The organism is Paenibacillus sp. FSL R5-192 (genome assembly GCF_000517845.1).
GTDB classification, from domain to species: Bacteria; Bacillota; Bacilli; order Paenibacillales; family Paenibacillaceae; genus Paenibacillus; species Paenibacillus amylolyticus.
In genome coordinates, this window is sequence record NZ_ASPR01000012.1 from 63,621 (window position 1) to 84,026 (window position 20,406).

The 20,406-nt window shown below is 45.5% G+C and carries 19 protein-coding genes; 12 read left to right on the forward strand and 7 right to left on the reverse strand.

The window, feature by feature from the left end; genetic code table 11:
- Nucleotides 1–109: 109 nt before the first annotated feature.
- Nucleotides 110–814, reverse strand: coding sequence for an AIM24 family protein (locus C161_RS06245; RefSeq protein WP_036668803.1), 705 nt, complete (start codon nucleotides 812–814; stop codon nucleotides 110–112).
- A gap of 18 nt (nucleotides 815–832) precedes the next feature.
- Nucleotides 833–1,288, reverse strand: a complete 456-nt coding sequence (locus C161_RS06250; protein ID WP_036611459.1) for a hypothetical protein — start codon at nucleotides 1,286–1,288, stop codon at nucleotides 833–835.
- Nucleotides 1,289–1,619: 331 nt separating this feature from the next.
- Here C161_RS06250 and C161_RS32735 point away from each other — a divergent pair, with 331 nt between their 5' ends.
- The 3 genes from C161_RS32735 (at nucleotide 1,620) to C161_RS06260 (ending at nucleotide 3,822) form a co-directional block, all read left to right on the forward strand.
- On the forward strand, nucleotides 1,620–1,787 hold the full coding sequence (locus C161_RS32735; RefSeq protein ID WP_200869404.1) for a hypothetical protein: 168 nt from the start codon (nucleotides 1,620–1,622) through the stop codon (nucleotides 1,785–1,787).
- A 207-nt stretch (nucleotides 1,788–1,994) separates the two neighbouring features.
- A complete protein-coding gene (locus C161_RS06255; RefSeq protein WP_017690195.1) occupies nucleotides 1,995–2,699 on the forward strand; it encodes a hypothetical protein in 705 nt (234 codons plus the stop codon).
- 151 nt (nucleotides 2,700–2,850) lie between these two features.
- Nucleotides 2,851–3,822 (forward strand): helix-turn-helix transcriptional regulator, encoded by a 972-nt coding sequence (locus tag C161_RS06260; RefSeq protein ID WP_036669185.1) that lies wholly within the window; start codon nucleotides 2,851–2,853, stop codon nucleotides 3,820–3,822.
- A 57-nt stretch (nucleotides 3,823–3,879) separates the two neighbouring features.
- Here the strand turns inward: C161_RS06260 and C161_RS06265 are convergent, their stop codons facing one another.
- Nucleotides 3,880–4,551: a 3'-5' exonuclease gene (locus C161_RS06265; RefSeq protein WP_017690193.1), complete on the reverse strand. Its 672-nt coding sequence runs from the start codon at nucleotides 4,549–4,551 to the stop codon at nucleotides 3,880–3,882.
- 437 nt (nucleotides 4,552–4,988) lie between these two features.
- On the opposite strand from C161_RS06265, the gene C161_RS06270 reads away from it, so the two are divergent.
- Together C161_RS06270 and C161_RS06275 are read left to right on the forward strand one after the other, a co-directional pair.
- A complete protein-coding gene (locus C161_RS06270) occupies nucleotides 4,989–6,935 on the forward strand; it encodes an FAD-dependent oxidoreductase (protein WP_036668805.1) in 1,947 nt (648 codons plus the stop codon).
- A gap of 370 nt (nucleotides 6,936–7,305) precedes the next feature.
- The gene (locus C161_RS06275) at nucleotides 7,306–9,090 is read left to right on the forward strand and encodes a proline--tRNA ligase (RefSeq protein ID WP_036668806.1); all 1,785 of its coding nucleotides are present in this window, start codon (nucleotides 7,306–7,308) and stop codon (nucleotides 9,088–9,090) included.
- A 601-nt stretch (nucleotides 9,091–9,691) separates the two neighbouring features.
- Here C161_RS06275 and C161_RS06280 read toward each other — a convergent pair.
- The 3 genes from C161_RS06280 to C161_RS06290 form a co-directional block, all read right to left on the reverse strand.
- Nucleotides 9,692–11,491: a 5'-nucleotidase C-terminal domain-containing protein gene (locus C161_RS06280; RefSeq protein ID WP_036668808.1), complete on the reverse strand. Its 1,800-nt coding sequence runs from the start codon at nucleotides 11,489–11,491 to the stop codon at nucleotides 9,692–9,694.
- Nucleotides 11,492–11,663: 172 nt separating this feature from the next.
- Entirely contained in the window at nucleotides 11,664–12,080 is a 417-nt protein-coding gene (locus C161_RS06285) for an ImmA/IrrE family metallo-endopeptidase (protein WP_036668810.1), read from the reverse strand.
- Between the two features lie 42 nt (nucleotides 12,081–12,122).
- Nucleotides 12,123–12,566, reverse strand: a complete 444-nt coding sequence (locus tag C161_RS06290) for a helix-turn-helix domain-containing protein (RefSeq protein ID WP_082219000.1) — start codon at nucleotides 12,564–12,566, stop codon at nucleotides 12,123–12,125.
- 746 nt (nucleotides 12,567–13,312) lie between these two features.
- On the opposite strand from C161_RS06290, the gene C161_RS06295 reads away from it, so the two are divergent.
- From C161_RS06295 to C161_RS06325, 7 genes are all read left to right on the forward strand, one after another.
- Nucleotides 13,313–13,795 (forward strand): ArpU family phage packaging/lysis transcriptional regulator, encoded by a 483-nt coding sequence (locus C161_RS06295; RefSeq protein ID WP_017690187.1) that lies wholly within the window; start codon nucleotides 13,313–13,315, stop codon nucleotides 13,793–13,795.
- A gap of 99 nt (nucleotides 13,796–13,894) precedes the next feature.
- Complete coding sequence (locus C161_RS06300) at nucleotides 13,895–15,562, forward strand: GAF domain-containing sensor histidine kinase (RefSeq protein ID WP_036668814.1); 1,668 nt, start codon at nucleotides 13,895–13,897, stop codon at nucleotides 15,560–15,562.
- A gap of 18 nt (nucleotides 15,563–15,580) precedes the next feature.
- Complete coding sequence (locus C161_RS06305) at nucleotides 15,581–16,315, forward strand: response regulator (protein ID WP_036611442.1); 735 nt, start codon at nucleotides 15,581–15,583, stop codon at nucleotides 16,313–16,315.
- A 188-nt stretch (nucleotides 16,316–16,503) separates the two neighbouring features.
- Nucleotides 16,504–17,079, forward strand: coding sequence for an NADPH-dependent FMN reductase (locus tag C161_RS06310; protein WP_036668817.1), 576 nt, complete (start codon nucleotides 16,504–16,506; stop codon nucleotides 17,077–17,079).
- Between the two features lie 45 nt (nucleotides 17,080–17,124).
- Nucleotides 17,125–17,583, forward strand: coding sequence for a VOC family protein (locus tag C161_RS06315; RefSeq protein ID WP_036611437.1), 459 nt, complete (start codon nucleotides 17,125–17,127; stop codon nucleotides 17,581–17,583).
- Nucleotides 17,580–18,215: a VOC family protein gene (locus C161_RS06320; protein WP_036668820.1), complete on the forward strand. Its 636-nt coding sequence runs from the start codon at nucleotides 17,580–17,582 to the stop codon at nucleotides 18,213–18,215. Before C161_RS06315 ends, C161_RS06320 begins: the two co-directional genes overlap by 4 nt.
- A 179-nt stretch (nucleotides 18,216–18,394) precedes the next feature.
- On the forward strand, nucleotides 18,395–19,354 hold the full coding sequence (locus tag C161_RS06325; RefSeq protein WP_036668823.1) for a hypothetical protein: 960 nt from the start codon (nucleotides 18,395–18,397) through the stop codon (nucleotides 19,352–19,354).
- Between the two features lie 100 nt (nucleotides 19,355–19,454).
- Here the strand turns inward: C161_RS06325 and C161_RS06330 are convergent, their stop codons facing one another.
- A complete protein-coding gene (locus tag C161_RS06330; RefSeq protein ID WP_036668826.1) occupies nucleotides 19,455–19,937 on the reverse strand; it encodes a hypothetical protein in 483 nt (160 codons plus the stop codon).
- Nucleotides 19,938–20,406 lie beyond the last annotated feature (469 nt).

The following is a 20,406-nucleotide window of genomic DNA, read 5'->3' on the forward strand; positions in this document are numbered from 1 at the left end:
CATGGATTTTCTTCTTCAATTGTCTGAACCATTATAACATGAAACGGTGTGGTGACCACCCCACTGGAGCATAGTGGCAGCTAATTGGTCGGCTCCATCAACTAACAGCTTATTTGATCAATACATTGCCGAAAGGGATCACTTCTTTCAGAATTCGTTTGAACAGTCCCTCATCGTTAAGATCCTGTTCCAAGCGGTGATTCTCACGTCCAGCCTGAAAGAGTACAGATCCATGTCCTGTCATCTTCCAATGATAATTCATATGCTGACTGGCAAGGTTGTTACCATATACGGTGAGTTCCAGATGTGCATTTTCAGGATAGGCAATAATACTGCCAGCATCCACATAGAGTGGCGCTGTTGGATGAAGTTCCTGTTGGCAGACCTGGCCTTGAGTGAGCAATCCGATTTTGCCTTTGCCGGAAAATTTCATTTTGACTGCATCACGGGTGATCAGCATGTTTTTGATTTTCTGGATTTTGGTATGCATGGTTACACCATCAGAGTAGAAGAACAGGTGGCGGAAGTCATAGAGCAGATCACTGTCCTCCGTGAGCTCCACTTCCTTCATCGTGAATCCGGGAGGCAGGGCAGCCACAAATTGGCAAGGTCCGGTGATTTCGGATTTAATCAGCTTTTTTTTGCGATATATGCCCGTGATATTCATGAATTTATCATTGCGACTCCCACTTGGACCGCGGAAGGCCACAATTTGCTGCGGATGCAAAATATGAAGGCGGTCATCTTTAATGAGTGAAAATGTGACGACTTGTCCTGCTCCGCCTGCTTCAGCATTGTTCAGGTGTATGTTCATGCAGTTGCTCCTGTTCTTTTATACTCGGCCCGAACGGCGACGCATTCCCCAGCGCATCACACGAATCAGAACAAAGTAACCCAATATGAGAGAAACGACAGTGATGATCGTCGTCTGAATTCGTTTGGTGGTAGCTGCTTTGGCATTCTGGTCGTCCTGTAATTTACTTACCATTTCAGTGAGTTTCTGGTTCTGAGCCAGCAGTTGTTCGTTCTGGGTCTTAAATGCTTCGACATTGGCCTGGGCTTGTCCCAACTGAGCAGACGTTTGATTTAATTGCTCCATCGTTTGCTTATAACTTTCCTGCAGAGCGTTCACTTCTCCGGGCAATTCGGAGACTCGCTCCCATCCGCTGTATATATCCGTAAAAATATTGGCACTGGCTGCACTTACTGTCGAAGCGATCGAAACGGTAAATAGAATGCATGTGGTGAATAACACCCGAATGAAATAACCCTGAATGGATTTTGGCATCGTTAACACCTCTTTCTTCGGTTAGATAGATCAATCGCCGAATTGGTCGTCTATTGTTGAAATACGGCTCTTACATTATACGTCAAAACCGGGACGATGGGTTCAAGATGATATCGTTTTATTACCCGAAATATATAAAATTATTTAGGAACAGGGCTGTTTAGCTTACAAATCTGCGGGGTAATAGAACGATAGGCAAGCATACCGGACCGTTTTACAGATCTTTTACTTCAGTTCCGGGTGCATGCTATTCACAAATGCGCAATTTAATGAACGATACCAATATATCCGATTGAATATAAGATCGTGAACATGAAGGAGTAGAAACATTATGTATACAGCAGATCAGAACACATCAACCAAAACGATTATGATCACTGTTAATGGAGAGCCAGTAGGGCGTAAGCTGGTCATTGACAGTGTCACCTATGCACCGGTAAACGAAGCAGATGGTGTACAATATTTACACAAAATGGGAATCGATCATCCTACTGTTTAATTTGGGACTTGTCATAGATAAGTGATTGATAAGCTTGGCATAATGCCAGGCTTTTTCGTCGTTTATTGTCGTATTGAGACGGATTTAGGGATATAAAACTAATATATTGGAAAAATTTAATGAGAACATGTGTTCCGTGACAATATAGTGTCCATTCACCCTGATAACTTAGAAGATAATACATATAAATCGGGGGAGAGACTACCAGTGAACTCAGTCTTTGAAGTATCTTATTCGTGGAATAAAGAGGCCATACCGACAGGGGGAGCCGACCCCGTATATATGATGGTAGAGTGGCGTAACGGTGCCCCTGCCAAAAGACTTAGGAAAATAGCACCCAAAATTGTATCAAGAGATTTGGAACTTTTGCTCAAACCGGAATATGGAGTACAGCTAAAAGGCATTTATGGATGTCGTTCCAAAGAAACGGATATTGGCTGGTTATTGAGGCTTGGGGATATGTACAAGGGAGAAAGTAAACAAATTTTGCTTGAATTCGTCATGGGACCCCGTGTATCAGGAAAAGCTGCCGTATGTTCAGCCTACTGGAGCACAAGGAAGTTGAAGCAAAGTCAACGTGTATTGTTACGAAGAGAACAGTTGTATATTCAGTACACCAGTCATCTGGGCATGCTGCGACAGCCGGAAGATCCCAAGGTGGAGAAGACGATCAAATTAAGTGAAACCGTGCCCCTGATCAAACAAGCCCTGCGCGCCTACGAAAGAGGCCGGGTTCAAGAGGGAAGTAATATGTTACGTCGTCATGCTGATGCCTTGTTAATTGAAGCTGCGCGGAAGCAAGATCTGGACTATTACGCGGAAGCCGAGATCGTTGAAAAGTTGCGTTATCACTATGAGATCACGTTTACAACAGGATATCATGATCGTGAAAAAAAGATATTAGGGGAATAGGGTTGATTTCAGGTGGTAACGGTATAGAGAGAGTCTACATATTTGAAGGTGAAGTTTAGGAGAAGGTCGAATGTATGTATCAATATCATATTAAACAATGGATGGAGTTGTATCAAATTTATTGAAACAACATCGTGGAGGGTCCGGCAAAATGACAGACCGACTAATCCGATTAATGCGCATTATAACGCTGGTGCAGGCGAAGCCAGGCATACTGGCACGTGAGCTCGCCCAGCGATGCGAGACGACGGAAAGGACGATATACCGCGACATGGAGGCCCTCAGTGCAATGCATATCCCGATCGCCAATATGGGACACGGGCAAGGGTACATGTTTATCAGCCAATTTGCCATGTATCCGCTAAATTGGTCTGATGAAGAAGCCCAAGCCTTCATGCATCTTGCTGAAGTTATGGAGAATATTCGTCCTTTGCTGAAACCTGCTTTTGAGAGCGCTTATGAGAAAGTGGTTGCTGCGAGTCAGAAAAACAAAACAGAACGAGTGGAATGGTCGGAGCAAATTAGTGGATTGTTCAAAGCGGGATTGCCCGCATGGCAAAATGAAAACAACGATTCGCAGAATCAATCCATGATTACCCTGCTTCAGGCTGGCATTTCACAGAACACCATTGAAGGGGAGTATCTGTCTCAAGGTAAAAAAGGGATCGTACGTATAGATCCTTACTGTCTTATCCCTCGTGAATACAGATTTGAGCTGTTAGGGTATTGTCACCTGTCGGAGAAACTTCGAATATTTCAGGTGAGCCGGCTGCAAAAGATACGAATATTGCCACGCACGTTTCGCAAAGAGGATTATCTGATGCAATCGCACTTCCGCATTCCTTGGGCATACGAGGGAAGTACGGAGTGGACTGCGTTCAAAATTCGATTTGCACCCCATGCTGTGGAGCGTGTGATGCAGGAGCAATTTTTTTTACGACCCATCCTAACCATTGAACCGGAAGGTAGCCTGTTATTTGAAGCCATATTAAGTGATGTTGACGAATTTCTTGTATGGATATCTAAATATGGACCTGATGCGGAAATTCTCGAACCGGAGATCTGCCGCATCAAGATGAAAGAACGTCTAAACTATTGGCAACAAATGTACAATAAAAGTTGAGATTAGAATGCCACCTATCCTAAGCCAAAACACGATTAAGTACTGTGCTGTGGACGGTTACTCTTTGGTTTTGAAAAGGCTTGCCAGATTGCCAAATGGAGATTCTTTTTCTTCATCTTCTGTGGAGCTGGAATAAACAACCTTGGATGTAATGCCCTCATCATCGGCTGCACAGTTGTTTTCCAGAGTGAAACGGTCAAATTGATGCATAAACACCTTGGCTGTATTGATGGCATCATCCAAGGCACGATGCTGGGTACCATCAAATTCAATTCCGCAGATTTCAAGAGCTTGAGCGAGTCCGAGTTGACGGAACTTGCCTTCTTTACGAACGGTGCGGGACCATTGTTGCTGGAGATCGTTATGATTGGTGATCCAGGCCACATCAAGTTGATGGGTGCGACAATGAGAGATCAGTTTGCTGCGGTCATCGGGTCCCCAGGAACACATGTAATAGGGATCACTTCCCATCCAGGCAATGAATTGGTTCAATGCTGCCGGAAAAAGAGGGGCTGCATCAATATCTTTCTGCGTGATACCTGTAAACTGAATCGTGTCAGTGGACAGAACAGACTTATTGGAAGGACGAACATACGTATGGAACGTATCCGTTACGACCAATCCATCCGCACTTTCCGTAACTTTGACGGCACCGATATCAATAATTTCAGAAGAATAGCGAGTATTGCGGCTTACCGTGAATTCAAGATCATATATGATATATGGCATAGGACAAGCTCCTTTATCGATTAATACCTGTGATAGATTTCTATTTCTCTATATTACAGGGAACGTGCTGCCATGTCAGCCATCGCCAGAGAATTGATTGTAGCCAGGATGAACGAACAGTCTGAGTGTTTAGTGATCTTTCTAATGCATTTCCGGTTTTGGTAAGTCTTTACTTCGCCAAAAGTGGTCGTTATAATGAGGAAAGTTAGGGACTTTCCTATGTTTTAGTTTGTATTTATGGCAACATAAAAGTAGAATTTTCCGTCTTATTATCAGAACTTCCTAACACCGTTTGAAGTGTTGGGGAGTTTTTTATTATTTATAGCATACTCATGTAGGAAAGGAGAAAAAGTTAGTCGGTTGTTGGTATAACAGTAATAAAACTACTTCACGAGTTAGTATTATTGAATTTAAAGTACATATGGAGGTTTGTTTCTTTGATTAGTAGAAAATTGAAAATAACAGCAATTATAGCCAGTGTGTTTATTGTTTTAATGAGCGCTGCATATGGTGCATTCTATATTTGGAACAAGAATTATAAATTTAATAATAATTATGTATGGCAGCCTTTGGAGGACGTGCAATCTACACTAAACCTGAAAAATTCCTATAACGTTATTGTAGCTGGAACGGATCCGGAAGGTATTACTGCTGCCTTATCAGCTGCTCGTAATGGGATGCGTGTATTGCTGGTGGAAGCAAGAGATCGCAACATGTTGGGAGGATTGTTGACCGAGGGAGGCCTTAATACACTGGATCTAAATTATTCCCCTGAACAACCGCAGTTATTGAGTAGTTTGCGGCAGCCTGACTTTTTGAACAAAGGTATCTTCCAGGAATGGTTTGACCAGATCGAGGGTAGTTCATTTGATACCAATACAGCGGCTAACATTTTCTATCGGATGGTTCGTTCTGAACCTAATATTGACCTGTTGATGAATGTTAAGGAATTAGTCCCCCTTACTGAACAATCTACGGGAGATCATACGACAATAACGGGTATGAGCATAACTAAAGAAGATGGAACAACTGTTCAGATTTCAACCCGCTCCATCATTGATGCAACGCAAGATGCGGATATTGCAGCCGCTGCAGGAGTTCCATACTCCATAGGTAGACAAGATATTGGAGATGGTAAATCCAAAATGGTCTCTACGCTTGTATTCAAGTTAAGCGGTGTTACTGATGAGGTATGGCAAAAGTTTAGGGAAAGAGAGGGAACCGGGGTTGATAAGATGAGTGCTTGGGGGTACGGTGATGCTAGAAAATATGAATCCTCCAATCCACAACATATTAAGATTCGAAGTCTGAATATCGGAAGACAAAATGATGATACAATCTTGATTAATACGATGCAAATCTTTGGGGTAGATCCGTTAGATCCGATATCTGTGAAAAAAGGTCTGGAAATCGGGCGTAAAGAAGCCCCACTAATTGTTGATTTTCTGAAGAAAAATTATGATGAATTTGCAGGGCTAAAATATGCTGGAACAGCAGACGAGCTTTACGTGAGAGAATCACGTCATATCTATGGCGAGTACCGATTAACATTAGCTGATGTCATGGAAAATCGTGATCATTGGGATGCTATTGGATACGGCTCATACGATATTGATATTCAGAGCACGAGTGTTGGAAATCCCGGCACGATTATGTTGAGTCCGATTCAATATGGTGTACCTTTTCGCTCGCTTGTACCGCTAAAGGTTGATGGTTTGCTCGTCGTTGGACGTGCAGCAAGTTTTGATACAATCCCACACGGTAGTGCAAGAGTTGTCCCACTGGGAATGGCAGAGGGAGAAGCAGCAGGAGCGGCGGTCAAGCTGGCATATATCCATAAGGAGTCCTTCCGCGAACTCTCAACTTCCGAAGAGCGAGCATCTGAACTACGTAAGATGCTGGAGAATCAGGGGATGGAGCTGAAAGTACATCGTTTCGAACAGCCTGATTATATGGAGCATAAGGATTACAAGGGATTGCTGGCTGCAGCGAGTATGTATATGACTTCAGGCAATTATAATAACGATGGTTGGGAACTGGATAAAGGAATGAATCCAGAACGATTTTTAAGTAAATTGAAAAGAATGCAAGCGATGTTTCCAGAAGCCTACACAGGTAGTGCTGACCAAGCTCTAGCAAATATGGAGAATGCCGTAACCCTACCTTTAACGTTGGATCAGGCTGCGTATATGTTATGTCTGGCAATGGGATCTTCAGAAACGGAAACTTCACTTGAACAGGCACTTGCTCATTTGCAAACACAAAACTTTATAAGTGCCGACACGCTTGCTGGCATTGCTGACAAGAACAATCTTACAAATGGGGATGCGTTTATGCTCATTCGTGATGTAGTGGAGTATTATTCTGGAGTTGTATTCGACTAATTGGTTGACAATTACTTGTAAATGAACTAATGTGGTCAAAAATGATAACAGCGTTATAACGAGGACATGATTGTGCAAGCCAGCTTCAACAGAGAGGGAACAGTGTGGTGCAAGGTTCCTGTAGCTGCTTCATAAATTCCTACCTCGCGAGCTGCGGAAGAGAATGCCCATACAGGGTTGCAACCTCCGCCGGCAGGGCCCGTTATGCCCCGTAGGACTGCATGTTACAGATCGCATAGGTTGCGAACGGATTAATTTGCAGTTAAATAAGGGTGGTACCACGACACATTCGTCCCTTGACGGATGTGTCTTTTTGCTGTTTATGCGCCGTATTTGATAACAAAAAAAGGAAGATTAGGAGTGTGTTATGATGCGTCAAAGTGAAATGCTTGTCCCAACATTACGTGAGGCGCCAGCGGAGGCAGATGCAGCGGGACATCGCTGGTTACTGCGTTCCGGTATGATTCGCCAACTTGCTGCGGGAATTTACAGTTATCTGCCCCTTGGACGGCGTATATTGTTAAATGTTGAACGGATCGTTCGTGAAGAGATGGATCGTGCGGGATGTCAGGAAGTGTTGCTGCCGATTATGCAGCCTGCGGAGTTGTGGGAAGAATCCGGAAGATACACACAGTATGGTCCCGAATTGATGCGTCTGAAGGATCGTCATGCACGGGAATTTGCTCTTGGACCAACACATGAAGAAGTCGTAACCGCTTTAGCGCGGGACGAGGTGAGCTCGTATCGTAAGCTGCCATTCACCCTGTACCAGATCGGAACCAAGTTCCGGGATGAGCGCCGTCCTCGATTTGGATTGCTGCGCGGTCGTGAGTTCATCATGAAGGATGCGTACTCTTTTGCTTCGGACTGGGAAGAGCTTGATCGGACTTATCAGGCTATGAACACGGCGTATAGTCGCATTCTGGAGCGTTGTGGTCTGGACTATATCCGTGTTGAGGCTGACGCAGGAACGATTGGCGGTCAAGGAGAAACACATGAGTTCATGGCTCTTGCTGATGTGGGTGAGGACACAATTGTAACCTGCAAACATTGTGGATATGCTGCGAATCTGGAGAAAGCGGATTATCAGACTTCTGGAGATATGGAGAAAAAAGAAGGAAGCTTGGAAGTTCCAGCTGATTCTGCGAATGCAGACTCCGCGCTTCAAACGGATCAACATTCAGGAGTGGAAAACGTAGTACGTATCTCGACACCTGGCGTTCGTACGATCGCAGAGTTAACCTCTTTTGTGGGCAAAGGTGCTGAACATATGATCAAAACGCTGCTTTATGTGGCGGATGGTCAGCTCGTCGCTGCCCTTGTGCGTGGAGATCATGAATTGAATGACATCGCATTGAAACAGGTGTTGGGGGCAGAGGAACTGATCCTTGCAGACGATGCAGCCATTGCGGCACATCCAAATCTGAAGGTAGGATTCCTGGGTCCGATTGGACTAAATCTGCCGATGGTGGTGGACGCTGACGTGGCAGTGATGAAGAGTGCAATTACAGGAGCCAATGAAGTGGATGTGCATGTTTCCGGTGTACGCCCAGGGATTGATTTTGCATTGGAGCGAGTAGAACGAATCCGCTTTGCTGCGGAGGGGGATGCTTGTCCAACATGTGGATCACCACTTGTGTTTACCAAAGGTATTGAGGTTGGACACATATTCAAATTGGGAACGAAATATAGTGATGCCATGGGCGCTTCATTCCTGGATCGTAATGGTCGCCAGTGTGCGCCCGTCATGGGGTGTTACGGCATTGGCGTATCCCGCCTGATGGCCGCTATAGCTGAGCAGTATGCCGGAGATGAGGGCATTCGTTGGCCGGCCGCTGTGGCGCCATATGATGTGCATCTGATTACAGTAAGTTGGAAGGATGAGCAGCAGCGTCAACTCACCCTCGAACTGGAACAACAATTGATCGATGGCGGTTACACGGTATTGGTTGATGACCGGGATGAACGTCCAGGTGTGAAATTCAAGGATGCGGAGCTGATCGGATTGCCTGTGCAGATCGTTATTGGCCGAGGAGCAGCAGAAGGACAGGTTGAATTGGGATCACACGCACTTGCAGCAACAGGTGAATCGAAACGAATCGGGTTGACTGCACAGGAGGCTGTGCTTTATGTGAAGGAACAGCTCACTTCCTAAATTCAGGGGATTTTCTAATTATATGAGTTCATATAATAGTACCGAATATGATGCGGTAGCTGATTTTGATTGCTGAAATTCCAATGTGAGCATGAAAAAGAGGGCTATAGGCATGCAATTTGGTAGGATTTTATGAGTGATATCATACGAAATAACTATATTTGGATAGTTGTATTTAGTATACACATGATTTTATGATTAAGGATTTGAAGATGATCATACTCAGGTGGATTTATGTGCAAGTATGCAATTTTGAGAAGATAGAGATGTCGAAATAAAAGTACAATAACCGCATGAACACGGTCATTCCGGAGAGTTTTTATATAGTTCGGTGTGGAAGGCACATGATGAAGTTGGTCCGTAAAGGCCTGGCTGGGGTTTATTTTTGCCTCAGATGATTGTCAGGATCAGCAGGATATGTCCACAGGAAATGTTCAATTATCTGATATGGATTGATGTTTAAGAACGGAGATACAAAAGGGTGTCCCCTTAACCAGTAATCTGGCCTGAGGGACACCCTTTTGGTTATGACAAGATTGATTCGTTATGTTGTTGCGCCTTATAAGCGGATCATGCCTATATGCACTTTGCTTTGCTGAGCTTAAGAAGCTGCAGGCAATTTCAATTGTTGACCTGGATAAATCCAGTGTGGGTTTTTGATATTGTTCAGCTTTTGCAATGCCTGCCAAGTTGTGCCGTATTGTTTGGAGATAGAGTACAGGGAGTCTCCGGATTTCACAACATGCAGTTTGGCTGGAGCTGGTTTACTTGGCGTTGGTTTAGACGGTTTTTCTGGTTTTGGTGTTTCTGGTTTTGGCTTGGTTGGAGTTGGTGTTTCTGTTGCCGGAGTTTCCGGCTCTACTGCAGGTTTTTTCGCTTCACTGATCCGACCATCTGTTTTGATGTCTACAGCGCCAAGCTTCTGCATGTAATTGATTAATGCTTCGTCCAGCGCGCCATACATACCCGTAGTTGGATATTTGGCAAACATGGTGTATTCGTCACCACCAACAGCTGTGAAATCATTCGTTGCCAGTGTATACGTTGCTTCCGGATCAAGGGCTTTATCGCCCACGGTTACGGAATGTACACGGCTACCTTCTGCAGCGGAAGTGTCGATTTTGAACTTGATACCAGATACTTGCGGGAATCCACCGCTTGGTTCAGGGTAGGAAGCTACACCGACTTCAAGGGCTGCCAGAATATCGGACCCTTTCACTTCAAGCGTTACCACTTGATTACCAAAAGGAAGTACTGTGATGATATCACCTTTGGTTACGATCCCTTTTTCGATGGAAGCACGGATACCCCCACCGTTTGTCAGTGCAATATCGGCTTTGCTGACATCACGAATGGCATCTGCAAGCAGGTCACCCAGATTAGTTTCTCCTGCACGTACCTGTTCACGTTTACCATCCAGCAGAATAGCTGTATTGGCTACTTCTTCTTTCAAGATAGGTTCTTGTTCTTTTTGAATGGAGTTTACGAGAGTCGCGACTTTCTCATTTGGTTTGATGTCTTTTGCTTCCGTTTCATCAATTAATGTTGCTTGTTTCTTCGTTACTTTACCACCATCTACCCACAGATCGATGACACCTACGTAGTTAGTGTATTCTCCTGCACTTGCAATCAATGTTCCGTTATCGGATACAAGGCCATCTTGCAGTACAGTGTGGCTGTGACCATCGATGAATACATCGATGCCAGGAACTTCTTTAACAACTTTAAAGCTAGTATCCGTGCTGGATGCATCTTGTCCAAGGTGTCCCAATACCACAACAACATCTACTTTGCTGCGGATTTCGTTTACCAGAACTTTGGCTTCCGCAGATGGATCTGTAATATCAAGACCTTCTACGTTTTTAGGATTCGTTTTATACAACGTTTCCGGTGTAGTCAAAGCGATGATACCAATCTTCACGCCATCCACCTCTTTAATGAGGTAAGGATCGAAGAGACGTGTTCCGTCTTTTTTCTTCACGTTGGCACTCAGCATGGGGAAGTTCATCATGTCTGCCAGTTCGATCAGGCGATCCGAACCATAGTTGAATTCGTGGTTACCCGGTACGATGGCCTGGTATCCCATTTCATTCATGACTTTCACGATGCTCTCACCATTCACAAGAGTGGCAAATGTTGTACCATGCACAGCATCTCCAGCATCTAGCAAGAGTGTGTTCGGGTTTTCGCTACGATATTTGTCAGCGATTCCAGCTACTTTGGCAAAACCCATAGCAGGTGAAGATTCAACTGCCCGGGCATGCGTATCATTCGTATGTAGAATGGTAATGTGTTTACCTGTGCCCGGAGTGGTATCCGTTGCAGCTGCGGCAATACCTACACTGCCAAACAGCAAACAGACCGTTAGCAGAAGTGAAACGTAATTCTTCCAGATTTTCATATGATTCCGAAACCTCCCAAAATAATAATCTACTTGAGCATTTACACAGCTCAAATAGTATTTTAACAGACTATTATTAGGAAATCTCGCGAATTACGTAAAAATAAGTAACCTGAAAGTGACATGTAAATCTGCTGTTGGAAAATATAATCTTCGGAAAGAACATATGTTCTTAAAGAGTGTAAAAAAAATGCTGCGCTTCACGCGGCAGTCCGGTACGCAAACAAAATTTCTCCAAAGATTCATCCGGTTCAGGCATCACTCCGGAGGTCAGCAATTGAATGGCAAAACGGTTAGCCTGTCTTTCCAGCTTGCCTGGAGCAAAATAGGAATGTTCCTCCAGAAAGAATCGATTAATCCCTTTATGAAGTCGGTCGTGTCCAAGCTCATGGGCGCACACGAACCGTTGCCATTCCGGCGGCAAATCATTGTGTATGACGATAAACCTGCGCCGGAGCTTACGAAAGTACATTCCCTTGGTGGACTTCCCCAAATTGGTGAAACGAATCTGTATTCCAACCGCGCGGGCAATGCTGAACGGGCAGTTGGTCCGGTGTTTTCGAATCAGCTTTGTTACGATGTCATCCATATGATCTCACCTGCTGCCTTATTAAATTCAGTGGGTCATGCCTCATGGGCGATTGTCCGATTCGTCTGTCTTTTTGCGTTTGTTCATCTGTTTGGCTTCCCAGAACAGACCTGTCAGCACATCCTTGATTCGTTTCTTGTCCTCTTCATCGAGTGGAATGCCGTCAAACATCAGATCATCATCGTCCTCAAGCATCTTTTTGAAATCACGACGGTCTTTGTATGTAGCCCATTCCGGTACGTCCTGAAGTTCAGCGGCACTCCCTGGTTCAATATAACCAGCCTGCTTCATCATCTCTGTATAGGGCACCGAGAGTGCATCTGAAATCTTGCGGATGGTCGCTGGTTTCGGGACACCCCGGACCCCATTCTCAATACGTGAAATCTGTGAGTTGCTTATTCCGGCTGCTTCGGCGAGCTGATTGATGCTGTATCCTTGTTGCTCGCGCAGTTGTTTCATATAAGGACCAAAAGCGTGCTCCACAATTATGCCAACTCCTTTGATTCGTACAAGTGCTTGAGTTATAAAGAAGACAGTTGGATGGGGGGGAGGTAGATGTGCGTTCTATGCGCCGTTCCGGATTCGGATCGTTCTTTTGATCGCTGTTATCCCCAGATTTCCTATTTCCCTCTCTAAAGGGAGAAATCCGGGGATAAAGGCGAACGCTTCGCTTCTTCAGAATCGATTCCGTCTCCTTCACTGCGTATGCGCGTGATACACACCTAAGTCCCTTCCCTAAAAATCTCAGTGGCTTCTTTATAAAAATCAAATGACTTGTACGGAAGTTCATTAATTAAACAGTACTATAACGTATATATACCATTAGGTAAAGAGATATGAAACAATTATGCCAAAAGGCATAGTAAATGAGAGCGAAGGTTTTATTTTATCGTCAAAACGAACCAAAATGAAGGTTTACTCCGATCTCCAGAAAGTGGTATCCTCAAATAGAAATACGAACACTATACGAACAAAATGTAACAATGACACAGGTTGGTTTTTAGAAATGACTCTTTGAAGAAGGTAATTCCCCGGATTATACAGATTTGGAGTGATTCCAAAAGGCAACAGCGGGAAATTGAAGACATGTCGTTATTTATTTAGGAAACTGGACAACTCTATGAATAAGAGCGTTTTTCCATCGTGCAAAGAATGATGGCAAAACAACATGACGTGAACGATAGAGTGAGAGATATGAATGGAGTAAAAAATATTAGAGGAGGAAGATAAATATGGAATTGATGCTGCCTGAATTGGACCGACGCAAAACGCAAACAGCTGTTGAAGCTGCGCTGGAAAAATACCGTATCTATAAAACCATTGCATTTGAAGAACGAGAGGTTATGGTGACGGCAAGTTATGCCGAGCGTTTCCACGGTGCAACCAATGTAACGGGGGATTCCACGGCGAGAACGGCAATCTACAATGTGGACGTGCAGCGCGCGCGTCAGGCATATTGCGATACGATTGATTTTGTTGTGTCCCGGCTGAGTGAAAAGGAACGTGTACTCGTCTGTGAACGATATTTGAAAGACGATGATGTGTTTGACTATAAAGTGTATAACCATGTGTTTGATCCGCCTGTCAGCAAGGATACGTATACGAAGATTCGTACACGTGCTTTCTACAAAATGGCGCTGGCTCTGTCAGATAGAGGTCTGATTAATATGGAGCCTTTGTCTGTGTCCCGCAAAGAGCGACAGAAGCTGGGCTGAGTGAGCGATTGAAGAAGTTGATCCTTTAATATCCAAGATGGATTGGTTACAATAGTTGAACAAACCACAGTTGGTACAGCCAAAGGAGAGAATTCTGCGATGTCGGAAGAAGTCGGAATGCAGGAAATGGTCACGTTGAAGACAATCGCGGAAACGCTCAATACGTCCAATGATCTGAACTTAATGCTGGATACCGTGGTCGGGAAATTACTGGAGTTGACCGGATTAACGGCAGGCTGGATGTTTCTGATTAATGAACGTGGAGACTATACCTGTGTTTCGGATTATAATCTGCCCCCGGCATTACTGCGTGAAGATAAAGAGCCCATGCGAACGGGTACCTGCTGGTGTGTGAACCGCTTTAAGGACGGTCAGCTCAATCATGCGGTCAACATCATTAACTGTAAACGGCTGGAGGATGCCGTTGAATTCCAATGGGGAGATACCCATGATATTACCCACCATGCAACCGTCCCGTTAAGGTCAGGGGAGAAGATGCTAGGCCTGCTCAACGTGGCTGCGCCAGCCAAGGAACATTTCAGCGACAGTGAGCTGGCGCTGTTACAGGGCGTGGCGTACCAGATTGGGAGTGCGGTAGAACGGATGAGATTGTATCGTGCGGAGCAGCGACGAGCTGATCTGTATGCCAAGCTGGGGGAGTTCAGCACGGCTTTGGGTCTTGCAGTGAACGAATGCAGCAATTCTGATGCTTTTTGTTTAAAAGTTGTACAGCTGCTTGGGCAGCATTATGATTGGCCTTTTGCTACAATCATTCAGCAGAAAAATGGATTGTTCGTTGTGCAGGCAGCCCATGCAGATGATAAGGTTCGAGCGTTATCAAGTACTCCGTTATCTTCAGAAGTGACGAGCCACATTAACCATATAATCAATAGTCATCGTGTAACATCTTTGTCTGGGACAGAGATCGCTGAGATATTTACCCTGTGCAAGCCTGACCAGACTGCGAATTCCATTGCCTCGGGAATTGCTGCTCCACTTCCGTACCATACGCCAGGGGAAACGGGAATTCTGGTGATCGGAATAGGAACATCAGGTCCTGCGCAGGCAGACCGTGAAGTGCTGGAGGCATTGGCCGAACATATTGCGGCCTCATGGGAGAGTCTGAAGCTGGCGGAGAATCGCCGCGAACTTGCACGAATGGAAGAGAGAAACCGGTTGGCTCGCGATCTGCATGATTCGGTTAATCAGATTTTATTTTCACTATCGTTAACGGCTAAAGGCGCGGAAAGTATGTTATCCGACTCCGAGCAGTTGCACCCGGCAGCGGAAGCGATGAAGGATATTCGGGCTTTGTCTCAGGAGGCTCTCAAGGAAATGCGCGCATTGATTATGCAGCTCCGTCCCGCGGGACTGGAAGCAGGGCTGCTCCATGCGCTACAGGAATACGGTACCAGCCAGGGGCTTCAAGTGGTGATGAACCGGACGGGAATGCGGTCTTTACCGCGTAATATAGAAGAAGCATTGTGGCGAATCGGACAGGAAGCGCTGAATAATGTAAGAAAACACGCGGATGTTCCTTCTGCTGAGGTCACCCTCAAGTTAAGTGATCATGAAGTGGTGTTCACCATCACAGATCAGGGAAAAGGTGGTGCGAACAGGCCAAAAGCGTCGTCTGGAAGCTCCCTTGGCCTGTCCATTATGAAGGAACGGGCTCAATCGCTCGGTGGCAGCTTAGAAATAGTGAGTTATTCCCGCAAGGGAACGACAATAACGGCAGTCATTCCACTTCCGTTCGAATCTGTATAAAGTCAGGGGGAAGAAGAGATGCCGATTACGATTTTGCTCGCAGACGATCATGCGATGGTGAGACGGGGGCTGCACGTTTTTTTGACGACACAGCAGGACATGAAGGTTGTGGGCGAAGCATCGAACGGACAGGAAGCACTGGCTCAGGCGGAAGCGTTAAAACCTGACGTGGTATTAATGGATCTGCATATGCCGATCATGGACGGAATTGAAACAGCCAGAAGGCTGCGCACGTTATTGCCAGCAACGCGAATCATTGTGCTCACCTCGTTTTCGGATCAGGATCATGTCGTTCCTGCTGTTCGCGCAGGGGTGAAAGGATATCTGCTCAAGGATATTGAACCGGAGGATCTGGCCGTAGCCATTCGTAATGTGCATGCAGGTCAGGTGGAATTGCATCCCGCCGCAGCAGGTCAATTGATGCATGTGATGGCTTCATCCGATTGGTCTATAAATGAACAGCAACCACAGGATATACCGACAGATCAGTCAGCAGACAGTCAACATCAGGAGCCAAAGCAGAAGGGTAAATCAACTGAAGCGTCTCTTGGCGGACTGGATATGCTCACTCGCCGTGAACAAGAAGTCTTGGGGCTGATTGCTCAAGGATTGAGCAACAAGGAAATTGCAGTTCAATTGGTCATCACCGAAAAAACGGTCAAAACCCATGTCAGTCATCTGCTCGACAAACTGGGACTGGCGGATCGGACACAAGCGGCTCTTCATGCCGTAAGAAATGGCTGGGTCGTGTGACCAATTCCGACATATGTTCATACTTAAGTCGTATAAACTCAACCTAAAGGTTGAGTTTTTTGGCATTTCAAGTTAAGTCTATCTGCTGACGATTTGGATGCAAAAGAAAGGTAAGATAAGAGTAGAAATAACAGATCGGTTGAAACATGAGAGTTTGAATTATTAAAAAACCAAGGAGAGTGACATGAATGAATATTGTTATTTTGGCAGGAAGCAATCGGAACAATGCAACCAGTACACGTCTGGGAGAGTATGCTGTGGAGATTATTCGCGGTCAGGGACATCAGGCAAGCCTGTTTGATCTGTATCAGACACCACTTCCATTCTACGCGCCAGATGAAAAACAAGCGGATCATGAACATCTGGCAGACCTGAATACACGTATGCTCGCGGCCGATGCGATCATCCTGTCTACACCAGAGTATCACGGCAGTATTAGCGGTGTGCTCAAAAATGCACTGGATCACCTGAGTCAGGTTCATTTCAGCGGCAAGCCCGTCCTGTCCATCAGCTCCTCTGGTGGAGCGGTGGGGGTAAGTTCGCTTTTACAACTGCAAGCGATTGTTCGCAATCTGCATGGCATCAATGCCCAAGAGTGGATTTCTATTGGTGGTGCGCAGCGCAGACGATTCGAAGCAACATTTGACGGATACGAGGAGTACGAAGGCAGTCAGGATATAGAGGACCGGGTGCAGCGGGTCATTGGATCGTTTTTAAATCTGGCCCAGACGTTAACGAATGCGCGGAATTCATCCATGAGTTGAGAACCAAGGAAGATAAAATGGGAAAAGGAAAAGAGGTTGAGCATTATGATTACAGGCATATTTGAAACACATCTAAACGTGACGGATCTGGAGAGATCCCATCATTTCTATGAAACGGTCCTGGGTTTACCTCATGCCTACGGGCAGAAAGAACGTGGGAACTCCTTCTACTGGATTGGTGGAAAAGGCAATGCCATGCTGGGATTGTGGCAAAAGGAACCTTCCGAGGTGAAACGTCAGCACTTTGCTTTTCATGTATCTCTGGAGGATATGAAACATGCGGTGGCTCACTTGGAGAACAAAGGGATCAAGACACAGAACTTCCTGAATGATGATATCGGTGAACTGTACGTCTTTGGCTGGATGCCTGCGGTATCTGTATATTTTAACGATCCGGATGGTCATATGCTTGAATTCATCGCCATGCTCCCGGATGAAGCGAAGCCTGAACTTGGCATGGTGCCGTGGAGTCAGTGGGAGGAGATGCAGGAGAAGACCGTATGATGATTGAAGAATTACAGTTATATACAACACGGCTGGAGGACCTCAAGCATTTTTATCGTGATACGTTGGGAATGGAGGTCTCCAATGCCACGGATCAGGCCTTCAACCTGCAGGTTGGAGGGACAAAGATGATTTTCAAACCGTGTGAAACAGATCGTGAGCCCTTTTATCATGTGGCCTGGTCGATTCCGACGAATCGGTTCAAGGAAGCGAAGCAGTGGGCTGCATCACGTGTTGTTTTAAGCAGAGAAGGAGATCGGGATGAGACGTACTCTACTAATTGGAACTCTCATTCTCTCTATTTCGAAGATCCAGCAGGCAATATTATTGAGCTGATTGCTCATCATCGTATTCCGAACGAGAGTGACCATGACTTCTCGACTCAAGATATATTACAGGTGTGTGAAGTTGGACTGGTGACGGAGGATGTTCTGTCTACGGTGAATGAGCTTCAGCAGATTGGACTCACGAGCTGGGGTGAGGTTAGTGATACCTTTGCTCCTGTAGGAGATGTGCACGGTCTGTTTATTGTGGTGAGGAAGGATCGGACATGGTTTTTCTCCAAGCAAAAAGCACAGATCTATCCGTTGGAAGTATCCATCCTTGGCGTGGGCAAGCTTCGAATTGGCTAAACTTTGCATTCCGGGGCAAAACGGGCATATGTGGAGCATTTCCATCATGTTATAGAAGTAAACGCTTTATTTATTAATTAGGATATATAGGTTGAACTAAATTTACACGATAACGGAGAGGACAGATCTTAGTTCAACTTATATAGTTTCTCTGATGGGTTTACATATAATGAAGGGTGGTGGCAAGCTTGGATCGACGTTTGTTGGAAGATGGACTAGCGATTATCGTTTCCAGTCGGGAACGTACAGGGGATCTGTGGCACGCCCATTATGGGGCGGGTGCGATTGCGGCATATTTTTGGTTGCGGGAAAATCGTCTCACTGCCCTTGCCGCCGGCAGTGTTACGGCCGAAGCAAAAGCCATGCTTCGCCAGCATGGAATCAGCCCTGGCCAGTCCTCTCCGATTGGTGAAATGATGCCCAGGGAAGATGCCGAGGCGTGTATTACGGACGCATTGGATCGAACGATTGGAGAACTGCACTGGGTTGGACACCAGGCCATCTACGGGGCAATCAGTCTGAAAGCTATTCGCGAACTGGATGGATGGGGCACTGCGGAGGATATTGGTCGGCTGGTTGAACTGATCGATTCATTCGATCGAACCATTCCGGGAAGATCTTGGATGAACACAACGATGAAAGAAATTCGCAGTCTGAAGCCGGAAAAAAGCGATGGTTTCCCCGAGATTGAAAATCCAGTTCAGTTGTCACGCCTGATTCTGGATGAGCTTGGTGCGTTCCAGACTATCTATCACGCGGAAGCGCATCATGATCTAATCGGTCATATGCTGACCTATGGACATGCGCTTAACATATTATATGAATTGGGTTATCCGGCATTATTCCATAAAGGTATTCCGCCTTTCCTTACCATGGTGAAGGCACTGCGCTTAAGCCGAGATGTGGATATTGAACAGGAGATGCCGACATTGCAATCACCCGTAGATCTGTTGCCACTGGAACGGGCAGAACGATCAGTGGCGCTCCCTCATGAACTGGAATATTGGCTCACCGACAGACGTTCCCGTGACTGGAACGGAGGTCATGTATTCAAATTCCCGTTCAGTTTTTATCATCACGCCAAGAACGGAGAGCCCGTACCGGAAACATGGGAGAACTTTCGTTATATCATCGCGTGAGATAAAACATACATTTCAGAAGGGGTGTCCGACATGACGGACACCCCTTCTAGGCATTATTCTGGTCTACCGAATTGTAGGGTAGGCATCCTGTACCTTTTTAACGGGGCCAAATTTCAAGGATAAAAAGGATCAGCATGACTCTGGACACCAGCATGTATGGTGATTTTCGTATGGGCTGACGCGCTGCCCATATTCCCCAGGAACTCATAAGTGCAATACTCCCCCAGAACATCCATAAGGAGATGCCTTCGGGTGTAAATAGAAAGGACAGCTTGGGCAGTCCCCTGTTGCCAGCCCCAAGAAGAACAGTGGTCATATAGACGAGGATAAGGAAAAACAACTCGAAGAGCAGGGTTTGCAGCCATAAATAATAGATGTTGAACACTCGTAGCATGATGACTGTGATCAGGATAAACAGGATACCAACGGATAAGAATGTTGCCGCGGTCCATCCAATGAGAGATGTTGTTACAACATCTGTCTCCTGATATAAGATGTACATCGCCAACGCATACATAGCGGGACCCGCCATATAACTGGTGACAGCAATCCAAAGATAGAAGAAATATCTCTTTTTCATGGTCATATCCATCCTTTATTGTTCGTAGGATTTGAAAGCTACTTATGTCATATAAACATCATCAGAATGGGTTTGGTTGGACTATCAATAGGAGTTTTCTCCAAGAAATCGGCATTTAACCGCCATAGAGACAACTACATTCATGCGTAATTCATCCCGTTTACCATCAGCGCGAGTGGGGAAAGGCGGTAAAATGGTATTATCGGATCAGCAGCAAGGAAGACACACCGACAGCTCATACGCTAACGTATAGCCGGCCAGGGGGCCGGTTTTTTAATTCGGTGATTGCATCCTTGCCCTGATCGGGTATTAAAGACTAGATATATAAGTTGAACTAACGATTTACACGAGAACGAAGAGGACAGAAATAACCTGAAGAAGCGGAGCTAAAAGCTTTCTGCAAGAAAGCTACTTCGTAAGCATACACTGCGCCTTTATCCACGGATTTCTACCTTTATATAAGTGGATC